Below are 14,642 nucleotides of genomic sequence, written 5' to 3'. Positions count from 1 at the left end.
GCAAACATAATTCGTACAAGCTTATCATATAGTAGAAATAGGTAAAGGCATCACACACTGTGTGATGCCTTTTGCTACACCACCTGTGTGTTTTGGAAAGGGGAATTCCGCATTGAAACGTAGAGTTGCAATTATTGGAATGGTTGTTGCATTTTTAATTGGTGCTGGCGGAATGTTTGCAGGTATGTCTTTATTTGGGGTTAACCCAGCAGAAGTAACGCAAACAATTTCGAGTGGAAACGCTAGCACCTCACAAGGGAATTTGGCAAAAATTAATGAGGCGTATGCACTAATTGATTCACGTTATGTGGAAGACGTGAAGGATGACAAGTTAGTCGAAGGTGCAATACAAGGCATGTTGTCTACGCTGAAGGACCCTTATTCCACGTATATGGATAAAGAAACGGCTAAACAGTTTAGTGAATCACTTGATCCTGAGCTAGAGGGGATCGGGGCTGAGGTGAACAAAACGGACGGTAAGCTTATTATCGTATCTCCAATTAAAGGCTCACCGGCAGAAAAGATTGGAATTAAACCGAATGACCAAATTTTATCTGTAGATGGAAATAGTGTGAAAGATTTATCACGTGAAGAAGCAGTATTAAAGATTCGTGGTAAAAAAGGAACGACTGTCGCGATTGAAATTAAGCGTGCAGGAGTGGCTGATCCGATTGTATTTAAAATTAAGCGTGAAAAAATTCCAATCTTTACGGTGTTTAGTTCTGTGAAACAAGAGAGCGGAAAAGATATCGGTTATATGCAAATCACTTCTTTTGCTGAAAATACGGCGAAAGAATTTAAGGATCAGTTAAAAGAGTTAGAGAAGAAAAACATAAAAGGCTTAGTTATTGACGTGCGTGGTAATCCTGGTGGCTACTTAAATAGTGTAGAAGAGATACTAGGGGAAATTATGACGGATAAAAAGCCGATGCTACAAGTAGAGCAACGAAATGGTGAGAAAAAGAAATTCTCTACGGAACTGAAAGAGAAAAAGCCATATCCAATTTCAGTATTAATTGATAACGGAAGTGCTTCTGCTTCAGAGATTTTAGCGGGTGCGCTAAAAGAGGGAGAAGGATACGATTTAATTGGTGAAAAAACGTTTGGTAAAGGTACTGTTCAGCAAGCCGTTCCATTTAAAGATGGCAGCAACATTAAATTAACGATGTTTAAATGGTTAACACCGGATGGAAACTGGATTCATAAAAAAGGAATCGCGCCAACAATAGAAGTGAAGCAACCAGATTATTATCATGCGACACCAATTCAAATTGAAAAAACACTTTCATACAATTCAAATGATGTGCAAGTAAAACACGCGCAAGAAATGCTTAAGAGTTTAGGATATGTACCGGGGCGTGAAGATGGATACTTTAGTAAAGAGACAGAATCAGCGCTGAAAGCATTCCAAAATGCGAATGAGATGGAAGCGACGGGACAGCTGGATAAAAAGACAGCTGAGGCGATTCAAACTAAAATTATTGAAAAAATCCGTTCTGGAGAAAATGATCTACAATTACAGTCCGCATTAAAATTAATAGCGAAATAAAGTGAAACTTTAATCAGTGGGGGTTTTCTTCATCCCCCACTGATTATTAGCCCTCACCAATCGGACTTTTATGGGCAGTTGATCCCCCACCTAAACTCTTTGCTTTCGCTGAATTTTGAGGTGGGGGTCTTACTGCCCATTAAAGCGGGATAAAAAGAAATACAGGTAGTTTGCTGCCTGTATTTTTTTGTGTTAAACAAACGTTTGTCCAGTTATGATAATATAAAAAGAAAGAATGATATAAATGGTGGTGAATGGGTTCGTGGAGGCATGGATTTTTGAAATAATGCGGGCAGTTGGACGTTTTTTCTTACACCCTGCTGTCTATGTATTTTTAATAAGTAGTATCTTCGTTGGATACTTACGTATGTTACGAGAACGAAAGGATTTTTCCTTTAAAGTTTATGATGTTTGGTTTGAACTGCGAACATCTCTATTTGCGGGAGTTGGATACGGATTAATCGTATCTATTATTACAATTGGACTTGGCCTTGTTGTTTCCAAAGCGAGCTTATGGGTCATCTTACTTTGGACGTTATTATTTGGATTAACTGCTATGTATCGATATTTATCAGCAGCTTATACATTTAGTATCGCAATTGTATGCGTTCTATTATCTTCTAAGCTACCAGTTTCCTTCTTACAGCTTGGAGAAGGTGAAGAGAGTACGATTGTATCTCTTGCTATTTTACTAGGCGTCATGCTTGTTGTAGAGGGCTTGTTGATTTCTAAAAATGCAGTAGGATATTCTACGCCGAAGATTAGGAAGGGTAAGCGTGGGCTAAAGATTGGTTTACACGAATCAAAGCGTTTATGGGTTGTGCCTATTTTTATTCTTGTACCAGGTGATGCAGTAACGCAGTTTATTTCATGGTGGCCTGTCGTTTCAATCGGTTCAGATACTTATTCTCTATTCCTCGTTCCATTTTTAATTGGATTTATGAGAAAGATTAGAAGTTATGAGCCAACGGAAGCTTTATTATTTACAGGAAGACGTGTCTACGGATTAGCAGGAATTGTACTTGTTTTAGGAATTGCAAGTTATTGGTGGCACGTACTTGCCATTATCGCAATGGGAGTCGCAATGCTTGGGCGTTTCACAATTTCCATGCAAGAAAAAATTGCTGATGAGACAAGACCGGCGTACTTCGCTGCACGTAATGATGGGCTTGTTGTATTAGATACAATCCCGAATACAATTGGGGCAGAGCTGAATTTACTGCCTGGAGAAGTAATTACGAAAGTAAATGGAGTCATTCCAGGAAGCGCTGAGGAGTTTTATGATGCGCTTCAAACGAAGACGACAGGAGCATTTTGTAAGTTAGAAGTATTAGATACAAATGGAGAGCTTCGTCTTGCTCAAACGGCATTATACGCCGGAGGACATCACGAATTAGGAATTGTGTTTGTTCAGCAGGAGCATGAGTGGGATTCGGAAGCGATGTAATAGAAGAAAGGGTATCACCTTGTGGTGATACCCTTTTTGGTTGTGGGGGGCGGGATTAGTAGTAAATGAAATTTATATCGGTGATTATTCAAATATATCGACTTTCCGGCAAAAAACGACAACTATCGCAAATATTCTTTTTAGTTTCATAGACGGATAACTTGAATAATTATTTGATAATGGTTATCATTTAGGGAGTCTTTTTAATTTTGGAAAATGGAGGGAAGATATGCTACGTAAATTTTTTTCTTACTATAAACCGTATAAAGGTTTATTTATACTCGACTTTTCTTGCGCAGTTGTCGCGGGGTTACTAGAACTTGGCTTCCCGCTTATCGTAAATCAATTTATTGATAAGTTATTGCCAGGACAAAACTGGACGCTTATTTTATGGGCTTGTTTCGGTTTACTTGCAGTGTATATTTTAAATGCAGGCTTACAATATGTCGTTACATATTGGGGACATATGCTTGGTGTTAACATTGAAACGGATATGAGGCAGAAATTATTTGATCACATTCAAAAGCTATCATTCAGATTTTTTGACAATAATAAAACAGGTCATTTAATTTCACGTCTTACAAACGACTTAATGGAAATTGGGGAAATTGCTCACCATGGGCCAGAAGATTTATTTATCGCTGTTATGACTTTAGTTGGGGCCTTCTCATTTATGATGATGATCAACTGGAAGTTAGCGTTATTAACGTTCTTCGTCATTCCATTCCTATTATGGTTGGCACTTTACTTCAATAAAAAAATGACAGGTACGTTTAGACGTCTATTCTCAGACGTTGCTGATTTCAATGCATGTATTGAGAACAACGTTGGCGGTATCCGTGTTGTACAAGCATTCGGAAATGAAAAGTTTGAGAAAGAGCAATTTGCTGTAAACAATACTCGTTTCCGTACAACGAAATTAATGGCGTATAAAATTATGGCGTTAAATTCATCGATTAGTTATATGCTCATGCGTCTCGTAACACTCTTCGTCTTAATATGCGGTACATGGTTTGTTCTGCAAGGTGAATTAACGTACGGTGGATTTATCGGATTCGTTCTATTAACGAATATTTTCTTCCGCCCAATTGAAAAAATTAATGCGGTAATCGAAAGCTATCCGAAAGGAATCGCTGGTTTTAAGAGGTATGTAGAGCTTCTTGAAACAGAGCCAGATATTGTAGACTCTAAAGATGCGATGGAAGTTAAACATGTACATGGTGATATTCAATATAGGAACATTACATTCGGATATGAAAATAAAGAACCGATTTTAAATGATATTAGTTTGAAAATACATGCAGGTGAAACAGTTGCTTTCGTAGGACCATCAGGAGCTGGAAAAACGACGTTATGTAGTCTATTACCACGTTTTTATGAACAATCGTCTGGATCGATTCAAATTGATGGTATTGATACGAAAGATATGACGTTATCTTCACTTCGTAAGCAAATTGGAATTGTGCAGCAAGATGTGTTCTTATTCTCAGGAACGATTCGTGAAAATATCGCTTACGGAAACTTAAAGGCGTCAGAAGCTGAAATTTGGCAGGCAGTAAAACGTGCGCAGTTAGAAGACTTAATTTACTCACAACCAGACGGTTTAGATACCGTTATCGGTGAGCGTGGTGTGAAACTTTCTGGTGGACAGAAGCAACGTCTAGCGATTGCTCGTATGTTCTTGAAAAACCCGCCAATTTTAATATTAGATGAAGCGACTTCCGCATTAGATACAGAGACGGAACTTGCGATTCAAAAATCACTTGCTGAACTATCTGTCGGCCGTACAACATTAGTTATCGCTCACAGACTTGCAACGATTAAAAATGCAGATCGTATCGTCGTTGTAAATAAAGATGGTATTGCAGAACAAGGTTCACATGATGAATTAATTGAGCAAGGCGGAGGATACAGCAGGTTATACGAAGCACAGTTCAGTTCGTAAATATAATTTCTACTGAATTAGCACATCATATAAGTAGATGGAAATCTCATATGGGAGGCTATAAAGTATGATTGTAACAACAACGTCTACAATTCAAGGAAAAGAAATTATTGAGTACATTGATATCGTCAATGGAGAAGCGATTATGGGCGCGAATATCGTTCGTGACCTTTTTGCCTCTGTCCGTGACGTTGTCGGCGGTCGTGCGGGTGCTTATGAAAGTAAATTGAAAGAAGCACGCGACATCGCAATGGAAGAGATGAAAACTTTCGCAAGACAAAAAAATGCAAATGCAATTGTTGGTATTGACGTGGATTACGAAGTAGTTCGCGAAGGGATGCTAATGGTTGCAGTGAGCGGGACTGCTGTCCGTATTTAAAGTGAAAAGCCGTGCTGATGTGAACTGCACGGCTTTTCACTTTTATTAATGCTATTCTATGTCGAAGTTTCAATATTTCTTGGGAAATGCGGAAGGCCTTGTTGATATATAGGGAAGACATTAGAGCGCTTCTTTACATTTTCGGATTTGCACTAATAATGTTTCGTATTCTTGTTCGAGAGATGTGATGTCATCGTGATGATTTGGTATGGAGATTCGGCCGATGATTTCTGTTAATTTTGTTTGTAATCGTAATAATTCTTGTTCAGTAACGTTTACAGAAGCATCGGTTGTTCTTTTTTTTTGTATTGCTCGTAATTACCGTGGAATACTCTTGGTTCACTCTCATCTACTTGTAGAATATGGTCTGCAACAGAACGAATGAAGGCACGGTCATGGCTAATGAAAAGTATTGTGCCAGGATATTCTTGTAACATGATTTCTAGTTCTTCTTGCGTTGCTAAGTCTAAATAGTTTGTCAAACTTATTTCTATTTGCTATTTTTGAATTCATTATTATACAATTGTGCCTTTGCTAGCGCTTCTGCATCGTCTTTGATTTCATCTAGTCCATTCGCATCCCCAATAACATACCCTTCAAATGATGAACCAACAAAATCAAAGATATATTGAAACTGAGCAATAAGCGGTAATGCTTTCAGCTTTGGATTGTCTCCGCCAACGATGACAACGTACATTTTTTTACCTTTCATTTTTTCTTTGAAATGAAGGGATGTATCGCGTAAGCTTTGTGACCAGCGATCGACGAAGTTTTTCATATGACCGCTCATTCCATACCAGTATAGCGGTGTAGCAAAGATAATTGTGTCGTGCTCTAACATAAGCTCGATTAACTGCTCGTAGTCATCATTTACAGGTTGGAATCCTTCTGCATCATGGCGCTGATCTATGATTGGGTGGACGATATGATCACGCAAGTAAATTTGTTCTGTTTCAATTCCATCAATCACCATATGTGTTAAAGCTTCTGTATTTCCGTTTTGTCTTGAACTGCCATGTATAACAAACATGTAATCATCCCTTTTCTTTTGTTTGCTTTAGGAGTGAAACGTGTTTTTGCAAATTCGTTTGAATGCTAGAAAGTAATGAGATTTGCTTCGTTACTTCATTAAGTTTATCTTCATAAAGCGTAAGGATACTGCTGCAAGGATTTTCGTACAGGTGCGGCTCTATTTCGAGGCAGCGCAGCATCCTTGCCGTCTCTTCTAAATTTAAGCCAATTTGTAAGTACATTTGAATAAGCTCCACTTTTTCGATGGCACTTTCATCAAAGTCACGGTAGCCATTTGCGAGGCGCTTAGAAGGGAGTAATCCCTTTTCTTCATAATGTCTTAGTGATCTTTCGCTAACCCCGGTTTCTTTTGATAACTCTCCAATTCGCAATGTGTTTCACTCCTTTTACATGTATTGTAAACCTTCACACTAATGTGAAGGTCAATGCTGTTTTTTCGCAAAAGAGTCTACATGATTTAAAAACACCTGAATAGCTTTAGACGGGATGAAGTATTTGCCGCGCACGATGGAGAATGGACGGATGAGTTGTTCATTTGGAACTTCGACGTGGAATAGCTCTTTTGCCAGTAACTCTTTCCGTACAGTCCAATCAGAAAGTATAGCGATGCCAAGCCCGGCACTAACTGCTTCTTTCACGCTTTGGATACTACTGAATGTAAAGAAGCGCTTCAATTTTAAATGGTGTTGATGAATAAAGCGGTCACTATAAGCACGTGTTCCAGAACCACTTTCTCTTAATACCCATACTTGATCTTGGAGTGTGCTTTCATTTATTTCATTTGTGCGGAGCAGTGGATGATTTGGCGGGACGACGAGCTTCATTTCATCTTGCATAAACGTTTCAACGTCCACGTCGGCGTATACGACTTGCCCTTCCACTAAGCCGATATCGATTTGATTAGAGCGAAGGCTTTGCAAAACGTCTTCTGTATTTGAGATAAAGGTATGAACTTCAACGTGTGGATTTTCATTCGCATAGTTAGCCAGTATTTTTGGAAGTAAGTATTCGCCAATTGTAAAACTAGCACCGATGCGAAGAGTTCCTGTTACAACGTTATGTAGCTCGTTAATTTCTTGCTTAGCATCTTCATAAAGAGAGAGCATTTGTTTTGCATGTATATATAATATGTTTCCAGCCTCCGTCACTTGGACGTGCTTTGGGGAGCGCTGAATAAGAGTAGTGCCAAATTCGTTTTCTAAGTTGCGTATATGCATACTTACGCCAGGCTGTGAAAGGTTTAATAATTCTGCTGCACGGGAGAAATGCTTCTGTTCAACGACAGTAACAAATATTTTTAAAATGTCTACGTTCATGTAATGGGCTCCTTTCTTTTTCTATCATCTTATCATAAGTATTTCTGATGATAGAGATTCAATATTGATATTAAACTTATTATAGAAACTCTCTTATAATGTAAGTAGAAAGAACATGCATGTTCCAATACGATTATTGGAGTGGTACAAAGTGGAACAAACACTTGTTATACAAAAGAAGAAGGGCTTTGGATTTTCACAAGGAATTGGGATTACATTATTAATCGCAATTGCTGCGAAATATTTAGCAGAGCTTCCATTTTTAAATATTATGGGACAATTAGTGATTGCTATTCTAATTGGGATGGTTTGGCGTGCGGCAATTGGAGTTCCTCATGATGCGATTGCCGGAACGAACTTTGCGAGTAAGAAGTTGCTGCGCTTTGGGATTATCTTACTTGGAATGCGGTTAAATCTTGTTGATATTGCGAAGGCAGGGCCGAAAGTATTGGTCATCGCTGCCGTTGTTATTACATTTACGATTTTCGTTGTATATGGGCTAACGAAAGTATTTAAGGTAGAAAAGAAACTCGGAATTTTAACAGCGTGTGGAACAGCAATTTGCGGCGCGGCTGCGGTCGTGGCAATTGCACCGCAAGTGAAAGCGAAGGATGAAGAAACGGCAGTTGGGGCAGCAATTATTGCAATTTTAGGTACAATATTTACACTTATTTATACGCTATTATACCCAGTGCTTGGCTTCTCACCGTACGGTTACGGTGTATTCTCAGGTGCGACGCTGCACGAAATCGCTCATGTCATCGCAGCTGCGGCGCCAGGAGGAAGTACGGCTGTAGACATCGCAGTTATCGTGAAATTAACGCGCGTTGCAATGCTTGTGCCAGTAGCGATTTTAATTGGATTATGGTTTGGTAAGAGTGAAGGCAGCGAGGAAAAAAAATCGTGGCGTGACCTTCCAATTCCGTGGTTCATCTTCGGATTTTTAGCGATGAGTGCAGTGCATTCGCTCGGGATTATCCCAGAAGTTGTCGCTGGATATATTGTTGTCATTGCTTACATGCTTATTGCAATGGCGATGGCGGGTCTTGGTTTAAATGTAGAGTTTAAAACGTTCCGTAAGTTAGGAAGTAAGGCATTCGTGGCGGGGCTGATCGGCTCGGTTTTCCTTTCTATTCTTGGATACGTTCTTGTATATGTATTAGGATTTATGTAGTAGGGCGAAGAAGCTGTTCCAAAAGATATTTTGGGACAGCTTTTTTTATGTTTATAGTGCTACGGGTGTCGATATATTAAAAAAATAGGTGATATAAATTGAATTATGCTTGTACTTTGTTAGAGAAGGTGATCAGTGAAACGTTTTTCTAAAATTTGTAAAGATATCTTTACTTATAACTGGAAAATATTTATAATTAAAGTAAAGATATCTTTACTTTCGAAGGTGGAGCCTATGGGTGTGAAAAATAAAATAAAAGAGTTAAGAAAGCAACATCATATAACGCAAGTTGAAATGGCAAAGGCGATGCAGGTGACGCGGCAGACGATTGTGGCGATTGAAAACCATCATTATAACCCGAGTCTAGAGTTATCCCTAAAAATCGCCAAATATTTTGGGGTGAAGGTGGAGGAAATATTTACGCTAGAGTAAGGGGAGAAAAAATGAACGATACTAAAAAGTTATTTATCGGTGCGACTTTTGGATTGTTTTTGGGAGACATTGTAGTTCATATTATGAATCCGGCTATACCAATATTATCGCTCGTAGTGAGTAACGTTTTAGCAATTGTATTTTTGATAGTGTATTCGTATTACAAAAAGCGTAAGCACAAAAAAGAAGAACTTCCAGATATAGATGAGCGAGTAAATGAAAACATAAAAAAGTATGTAAATGTCTCATTTGTATTCGCGTTTCTATTGCTTATTGTTTATATTGTTGCGAGTAAAGCGATAGGCAGAGCTGTTATACCAGTGCAAGAAATATTTATGATATGTAGTTCCTTATTTGCGGGTAGTCTCATCATAGGAGTCATGATAGGAAAACGGGCATAGAGATAGGAGGAATGAAAAATGCAAGATGAGTTTGAGAGATTTCAGTCGGATAAAGCGTTTAAATATGTAGGGGTATTTTTTACGATTAGTTTAGCGATATGGAGTTTATATAATTTAATTGTTGATGGAAATGCTGGTATGCCGTTTGTTTTATTTGTACTAGGGCAGTGGGTGTATTTTCTTGTGAACTATTGGCCGAAGTGGAAATATAGAAATCAAAAAGAGGTCGATCATGTATGAGTAAGCAAGATGTTATACGGTTCATAGGAAGTTTGTTTTTAGCGGGTCTTGTTTTAAATGTGAGTTTAATGATTTTAAGCATTTCGTGGGGAACTATTTTTATATCGAATGTAGCACTAATCATTTTATATAGTATTGCGGAATATAGAGAACAGAAGCGTTTGAAAGAAGAGGGAGTACCGTCGATTGATGAGCGAGTTGTGAACAAGATGAAGTCATATTTTACGATTAGTATTACAAGCTTCGTGTTCTTGTTCATTATATATCTTTGTGTAAATAAGTATGTAGATAGGCCAGTAGTACATGTAAATGAGTTATTATACATTGCTATTTTTGGTCTATTAATAAGTATGGCATCGACGAGTGTGTTAGCAACAAGGAATAGATAGAAAAAGGGGAACTGGGATGGGATTACCGGTGTTATGTGTCGCTACGGCTATTTTTGCTTTGTTTTGGGGAATGCAGAACTTCTCTCGTTATCCAGTGCCAAGCATTTGTATTATGCTCGGTACTGTAGGTTTATCATATTATTTATTAGTTTCAGCTCATTATCATAAAACAGCAACGAGTGTTGTCGTTGGAGCACTTATTTTATTTTGTGGGCGCGCTATACAAAAGGGATTATTTCCGTAAAAGCTGTTTATACAAAGAGTATAAATAGCTTTTTGTATTTTTTTTACAAAAGTCTTGAAAGTTACGTAACGTCATCTTTTATAATGAAGGGGAAGAGGTGATGGTAGTGATTTCAATACAACAATTGACGAAAGAGACAGGGATAACAGTACGTACATTACGTTATTATGATCAAATAGATTTATTAAAGCCGAGCGGGAAGACTGAAGGTGGACATCGTTTATATAGTGAAGCTGACGTAATACGGCTGCAGCAAATTTTATTTTTAAAGGAAATGGGCTTTTCATTGAAAGAGGCTGTGAATATGTTAGTAAAAGGTGAGCTTAACTTAAAGGGTTCTCTTGAGAAACAACTTCGGTTTGTACAGGAAGAACAAAAGAAATTTAATCGAATGGAGCGTGTTTTACAAGCTGTTGTTTATTCGGTGGATGTGGAGGGAGAACTTGATTGGAAAGTTATGTTTGAACTCATTCAACTTTCGAAACAGTCGTCTCGTATACGTGAAATATTTCAAAATGAAGTATTTTCAAAGGAAGAACAAAAATTGCTTCATAACTTGCCAAATATGAGTGAAGAAGATCCGAATGTTTTAGAATGGGTAGATTTATTAAAGCAATTACGTACTTTTATGAAAAACGGCAAAGAAGCCGCGAGTGATGAGGTACAAGGGGCAACGAAGAGATTAATGCAGAAGTGTTTAGAAATGGCCAATGGTGATGAAGCGTTTTTAGATAAGTTATGGGAAGTTAGAAAATCGAAGGAAGATTCACAGAAAATGAGCATGTATCCAATTGAAGAAGAACTTTTATTATATATGATGGATGAAGCTTTTCGTATATATGATGAAAAGGAGAGGGATAAATGAGTATACTTGCAGAATATCGTTGGTACTTTTTAATTGGGGCAGAGATTGTATTTTGGTTATCGGCTATCGGTTTCTTTCTACTTCGTTACGGATTCCGTTTGAAGAAGGCGAGCTTTATTATGGGGATTGTAATCCTCGTAAATGAAGTGTTTATTTTAACTTTAGGGGTAGTGGACTATTATCAAACAGGGAAGTTCTCTAACTTTCAAATTATTACTGTAATTATTTTATTGTATGCGGTCTTCTACGGGAAAAAAGATTTGAAGAAGCTTGATATATTTGTACAAAAGCTAGTTGCGAAATGGCGAAATGAACCAGCGCCTATTATCGAAGAACAGGTAGAATTAACAGGTATGGCCTATGCGAAGCAAGAAATAAAAAATTGGGTATTGCATCTTGTTTTATTCGTTGTTGTGCATATTTTCTTTTTCTTCCTGTACGGTTTTGTCCCGTTTGAACAATGGCATAATTGGTTAGAAACGGGGATTATTTTAAATAAAACAGCTAATCGCGTTAGTCAAGTTTGGGCGATTATACTTTTAGTGGATACAGTTATTTCGTTTTCATATGTTCTTTTCCCGAAGAAGGAGAAAGGAAAAGAGAAGCTACTTTCGTAGAGGAAAGTAGCTTTTTCTAGTATACCAATAGTTTGTATAGGAGAGGGTAACAATAGGAAAAACAGGTTTTATATGCTTATTTCTCTTTAGTTTAGTAGCATGCTCACAACCTAACATTACAATTGATAAGAAGAATGATGTTGTTGTAAAGGGAACAGAAATTTCTAATCTAGATAAATTTGAAAAGTTCGTTTTGAATGTGGAACAAGGGGAAGTTGATAAAATAAGAATTGTACATTATACACATGAAGGTGATCCAGTTTTTCAAACGTTAGATTATAGTGGGACAGATATAATTCGTATATTAGATAATAGGCAAGATCGATTTGCTGGTAATCATACAGATATAGATGAAGATAGCTGTAAAAGGATTGTTAAAGAGCAGCGTGAATTACAAACGGCTTATAGGTTAATAGACTGTGTGAATGAAAATGGGCGCAATGGATATGATTTATTATATGTACCTAAAAAATAGAGTTAGTAGAGGAAGGAAGTTTTGGCTCCTTCCTTTTTCTATGTATATATTGTCGAAAGTTTTACCGAATATCTGTTCGTTTTCTTGGTTTTTTTATGAGCATTCGTGGTAAAATGGGAATACAGATTTTTTACGAGGAGGTCGGTTTTGTTTGGAACATCAATTTGAAATTATCTCAGCGTATTCCCCGCAAGGTGATCAGCCGGTAGCTATAGAGAAGCTTGTAGAGGGAATTAATAGTGGAAAGAAAAAGCAAGTGTTGCTTGGAGCGACAGGAACGGGTAAGACATTTACGATTTCAAATGTCATTAAAGAGGTGCAGAAGCCAACACTTGTCATGGCTCATAATAAAACGTTAGCAGGACAGTTATATAGTGAGCTGAAAGATTTTTTTCCGAATAATGCAGTTGAATATTTTGTTAGTTATTACGATTATTATCAGCCAGAAGCGTATGTGCCGCAAACAGATACGTTTATTGAAAAAGATGCGCAGATTAATGATGAAATCGATAAATTGCGTCACTCAGCAACATCTGCACTATTTGAACGGGATGATGTGATTATTGTTGCGAGTGTTTCGTGTATATATGGTTTAGGTTCTCCAGAAGAATACCGCGAGTTAGTTGTTTCACTTAGAGTTGGTATGGAAAAGGACCGCAATCAATTGCTTCGTGAACTTGTTGATGTACAGTATGGACGTAATGACATTGATTTCAAGCGTGGTACATTCCGTGTGCGCGGAGATGTAGTTGAAATCTTCCCAGCATCACTTGATGAGCATTGTATTCGAATTGAATTTTTCGGCGATGAAATCGATCGTATTCGCGAAGTAAATGCGTTAACAGGTGAAGTATTAGCAGAACGTGATCATGTAGCAATCTTCCCAGCATCTCACTTCGTTACACGTGAGGAAAAAATGAAGGTCGCTATTGAAAATATCGAAAAAGAATTAGAAGAGCGTTTAAAGGAATTAAATGATAATGGCAAGTTGTTAGAAGCGCAGCGTATAGAGCAACGTACACGTTATGATTTAGAAATGATGCGTGAGATGGGCTTTTGTTCAGGGATTGAAAATTATTCCCGTCATTTAACACTTCGTCCGGCGGGGGCAACGCCATATACGTTAATAGACTATTTCCCGGAAGATTTCTTAATTGTTATGGATGAGTCACACGTATCAGTACCACAAGTAAGAGCGATGTATAACGGGGACCAAGCACGTAAGCAAGTACTTGTGGATCATGGGTTCCGTTTGCCATCAGCTTTAGATAATAGACCGCTTACGTTTGATGAGTTTGAAGGGAAAACGAATCAAGTTATTTACGTTTCGGCAACGCCAGGACCGTACGAGTTAGAGCAGGCACCGGAGGTAATAGAACAAATTATTCGTCCAACAGGGCTTTTAGATCCACCAATTGATATACGACCAATTGAAGGGCAAATTGATGATTTATTAGGAGAAATTCAAGATCGCATTGCAAAAAATGAACGTGTATTAATTACGACTTTAACGAAGAAAATGTCAGAGGATTTAACAGACTACTTAAAAGATGTAGGAATTAAAGTGAACTATCTCCACTCTGAAATTAAAACGTTAGAACGTATTGAAATTATCCGTGACCTTCGCCTTGGTAAGTTTGACGTACTTGTCGGTATTAACTTATTACGAGAAGGATTAGATATTCCAGAAGTATCACTTGTAGCTATTTTAGATGCTGATAAGGAAGGATTCTTGCGTTCAGAGCGTTCATTAATTCAAACAATTGGTCGTGCAGCACGTAATGAAAACGGCCGCGTTATTATGTATGCAGATCGTATAACGAGATCGATGGGAATTGCGATTGAAGAAACACAACGTCGTCGTACTATACAAGAAGCTTACAATAAAGAGCATGGTATTACGCCGAAAACGATTCAAAAAGGCGTGCGTGATGTTATCCGTGCAACGACAGCTGCTGAAGAGCCGGAAACATATGAAGCAGTACCAGCCAAGAAGATGACGAAAAAAGAGCGTGAAAAGACAATTGCGAAGATGGAAGCAGAGATGAAAGAAGCAGCAAAAGCGTTAGATTTCGAGCGTGCAGCTGAATTAAGAGATTTACTATTAGAATTAAAAGCGGAAGGGTGAACAGAGTGA

The 14,642-nt window shown here is 37.9% G+C and carries 17 protein-coding genes and 1 pseudogene; 14 read left to right on the top strand and 4 right to left on the bottom strand.

Going from position 1 to position 14,642, the window contains the following annotated elements; translation table 11 throughout:
- Positions 1-112 precede the first annotated feature (112 nt).
- The 4 genes from DN389_RS06695 to DN389_RS06680 all read left to right on the top strand — a co-directional run bounded on the left by DN389_RS06695 (position 113) and on the right by DN389_RS06680 (position 5,320).
- Positions 113-1,549, top strand: a complete 1,437-nt coding sequence (locus DN389_RS06695; protein ID WP_080345565.1) for a S41 family peptidase — start codon at positions 113-115, stop codon at positions 1,547-1,549.
- Positions 1,550-1,793: 244 nt separating this feature from the next.
- Positions 1,794-2,996: a PDZ domain-containing protein gene (locus tag DN389_RS06690; protein WP_060488043.1), complete on the top strand. Its 1,203-nt coding sequence runs from the start codon at positions 1,794-1,796 to the stop codon at positions 2,994-2,996.
- A 229-nt stretch (positions 2,997-3,225) separates the two neighbouring features.
- Positions 3,226-4,941, top strand: a complete 1,716-nt coding sequence (locus DN389_RS06685; protein WP_149236932.1) for an ABC transporter ATP-binding protein — start codon at positions 3,226-3,228, stop codon at positions 4,939-4,941.
- Positions 4,942-5,008: 67 nt separating this feature from the next.
- Positions 5,009-5,320, top strand: a complete 312-nt coding sequence (locus tag DN389_RS06680; protein WP_000637523.1) for a heavy metal-binding domain-containing protein — start codon at positions 5,009-5,011, stop codon at positions 5,318-5,320.
- A 120-nt stretch (positions 5,321-5,440) separates the two neighbouring features.
- On the opposite strand, the pseudogene DN389_RS06675 reads toward DN389_RS06680, so the two are convergent.
- The 4 genes and pseudogenes from DN389_RS06675 to DN389_RS06660 form a co-directional block, all read right to left on the bottom strand.
- Positions 5,441-5,799, bottom strand: a pseudogene (locus tag DN389_RS06675) (ribosomal protection-like ABC-F family protein); the annotation flags it as partial.
- Between the two features lie 11 nt (positions 5,800-5,810).
- Entirely contained in the window at positions 5,811-6,350 is a 540-nt protein-coding gene (locus DN389_RS06670; RefSeq protein ID WP_088123742.1) for a flavodoxin family protein, read from the bottom strand.
- A 4-nt stretch (positions 6,351-6,354) separates the two neighbouring features.
- The gene (locus tag DN389_RS06665) at positions 6,355-6,723 is read right to left on the bottom strand and encodes a MerR family transcriptional regulator (protein WP_046955576.1); all 369 of its coding nucleotides are present in this window, start codon (positions 6,721-6,723) and stop codon (positions 6,355-6,357) included.
- Between the two features lie 51 nt (positions 6,724-6,774).
- Entirely contained in the window at positions 6,775-7,668 is an 894-nt protein-coding gene (locus tag DN389_RS06660; protein ID WP_046955577.1) for a LysR family transcriptional regulator, read from the bottom strand.
- A 151-nt stretch (positions 7,669-7,819) separates the two neighbouring features.
- Here DN389_RS06660 and DN389_RS06655 point away from each other — a divergent pair, with 151 nt between their 5' ends.
- From DN389_RS06655 to uvrB, 10 genes are all read left to right on the top strand, one after another.
- Positions 7,820-8,842 carry a YeiH family protein gene (locus tag DN389_RS06655; protein ID WP_142343537.1) on the top strand — a complete coding sequence of 341 codons (1,023 nt, stop codon included), beginning with the start codon at positions 7,820-7,822 and terminating at the stop codon, positions 8,840-8,842.
- 234 nt (positions 8,843-9,076) lie between these two features.
- On the top strand, positions 9,077-9,274 hold the full coding sequence (locus tag DN389_RS06650) for a helix-turn-helix transcriptional regulator (RefSeq protein WP_000538359.1): 198 nt from the start codon (positions 9,077-9,079) through the stop codon (positions 9,272-9,274).
- Positions 9,275-9,285: 11 nt separating this feature from the next.
- Positions 9,286-9,675, top strand: a complete 390-nt coding sequence (locus tag DN389_RS06645) for a hypothetical protein (protein WP_060488049.1) — start codon at positions 9,286-9,288, stop codon at positions 9,673-9,675.
- Between the two features lie 18 nt (positions 9,676-9,693).
- Entirely contained in the window at positions 9,694-9,915 is a 222-nt protein-coding gene (locus tag DN389_RS06640) for a hypothetical protein (protein WP_001150207.1), read from the top strand.
- The gene (locus DN389_RS06635) at positions 9,912-10,304 is read left to right on the top strand and encodes a hypothetical protein (RefSeq protein WP_000043114.1); all 393 of its coding nucleotides are present in this window, start codon (positions 9,912-9,914) and stop codon (positions 10,302-10,304) included. Before DN389_RS06640 ends, DN389_RS06635 begins: the two co-directional genes overlap by 4 nt.
- 16 nt (positions 10,305-10,320) lie before the next feature.
- On the top strand, positions 10,321-10,548 hold the full coding sequence (locus DN389_RS06630) for a hypothetical protein (RefSeq protein WP_046955580.1): 228 nt from the start codon (positions 10,321-10,323) through the stop codon (positions 10,546-10,548).
- A gap of 100 nt (positions 10,549-10,648) precedes the next feature.
- A complete protein-coding gene (locus DN389_RS06625) occupies positions 10,649-11,413 on the top strand; it encodes a MerR family transcriptional regulator (protein ID WP_149236931.1) in 765 nt (254 codons plus the stop codon).
- On the top strand, positions 11,410-12,030 hold the full coding sequence (locus DN389_RS06620; protein WP_088123738.1) for a hypothetical protein: 621 nt from the start codon (positions 11,410-11,412) through the stop codon (positions 12,028-12,030). The genes DN389_RS06625 and DN389_RS06620 overlap by 4 nt, the downstream gene beginning before the upstream one ends.
- 52 nt (positions 12,031-12,082) lie before the next feature.
- Positions 12,083-12,505, top strand: coding sequence for a DUF4362 domain-containing protein (locus DN389_RS06615; RefSeq protein ID WP_098189360.1), 423 nt, complete (start codon positions 12,083-12,085; stop codon positions 12,503-12,505).
- A 151-nt stretch (positions 12,506-12,656) separates the two neighbouring features.
- Positions 12,657-14,633 carry an excinuclease ABC subunit B gene (gene uvrB / locus DN389_RS06610; protein ID WP_046955584.1) on the top strand — a complete coding sequence of 659 codons (1,977 nt, stop codon included), beginning with the start codon at positions 12,657-12,659 and terminating at the stop codon, positions 14,631-14,633.
- The last annotated feature ends 9 nt before the right edge of the window (positions 14,634-14,642 follow it).

Origin of the sequence: Bacillus sp. AY3-1, from assembly GCF_008368785.1 — a bacterium.
GTDB lineage: Bacteria > Bacillota > Bacilli > Bacillales > Bacillaceae_G > Bacillus_A > Bacillus_A wiedmannii.
This window is presented reverse-complemented; position numbering and strand designations above follow the sequence as displayed.

Coding starts and splice junctions, on each gene's coding strand:
- DN389_RS06690 (WP_060488043.1), top strand. CDS start 1,794: ATGGTGGTGAATGGGTTCGTGGAGGCATGGATTTTTGAAATAATGCGG.
- DN389_RS06685 (WP_149236932.1), top strand. CDS start 3,226: ATGCTACGTAAATTTTTTTCTTACTATAAACCGTATAAAGGTTTATTT.
- DN389_RS06680 (WP_000637523.1), top strand. CDS start 5,009: ATGATTGTAACAACAACGTCTACAATTCAAGGAAAAGAAATTATTGAG.
- DN389_RS06670 (WP_088123742.1), bottom strand. CDS start 6,350: ATGTTTGTTATACATGGCAGTTCAAGACAAAACGGAAATACAGAAGCT.
- DN389_RS06660 (WP_046955577.1), bottom strand. CDS start 7,668: ATGAACGTAGACATTTTAAAAATATTTGTTACTGTCGTTGAACAGAAG.
- DN389_RS06650 (WP_000538359.1), top strand. CDS start 9,077: ATGGGTGTGAAAAATAAAATAAAAGAGTTAAGAAAGCAACATCATATA.
- DN389_RS06645 (WP_060488049.1), top strand. CDS start 9,286: ATGAACGATACTAAAAAGTTATTTATCGGTGCGACTTTTGGATTGTTT.
- DN389_RS06640 (WP_001150207.1), top strand. CDS start 9,694: ATGCAAGATGAGTTTGAGAGATTTCAGTCGGATAAAGCGTTTAAATAT.
- DN389_RS06635 (WP_000043114.1), top strand. CDS start 9,912: ATGAGTAAGCAAGATGTTATACGGTTCATAGGAAGTTTGTTTTTAGCG.
- DN389_RS06630 (WP_046955580.1), top strand. CDS start 10,321: ATGGGATTACCGGTGTTATGTGTCGCTACGGCTATTTTTGCTTTGTTT.
- DN389_RS06625 (WP_149236931.1), top strand. CDS start 10,649: ATGGTAGTGATTTCAATACAACAATTGACGAAAGAGACAGGGATAACA.
- DN389_RS06620 (WP_088123738.1), top strand. CDS start 11,410: ATGAGTATACTTGCAGAATATCGTTGGTACTTTTTAATTGGGGCAGAG.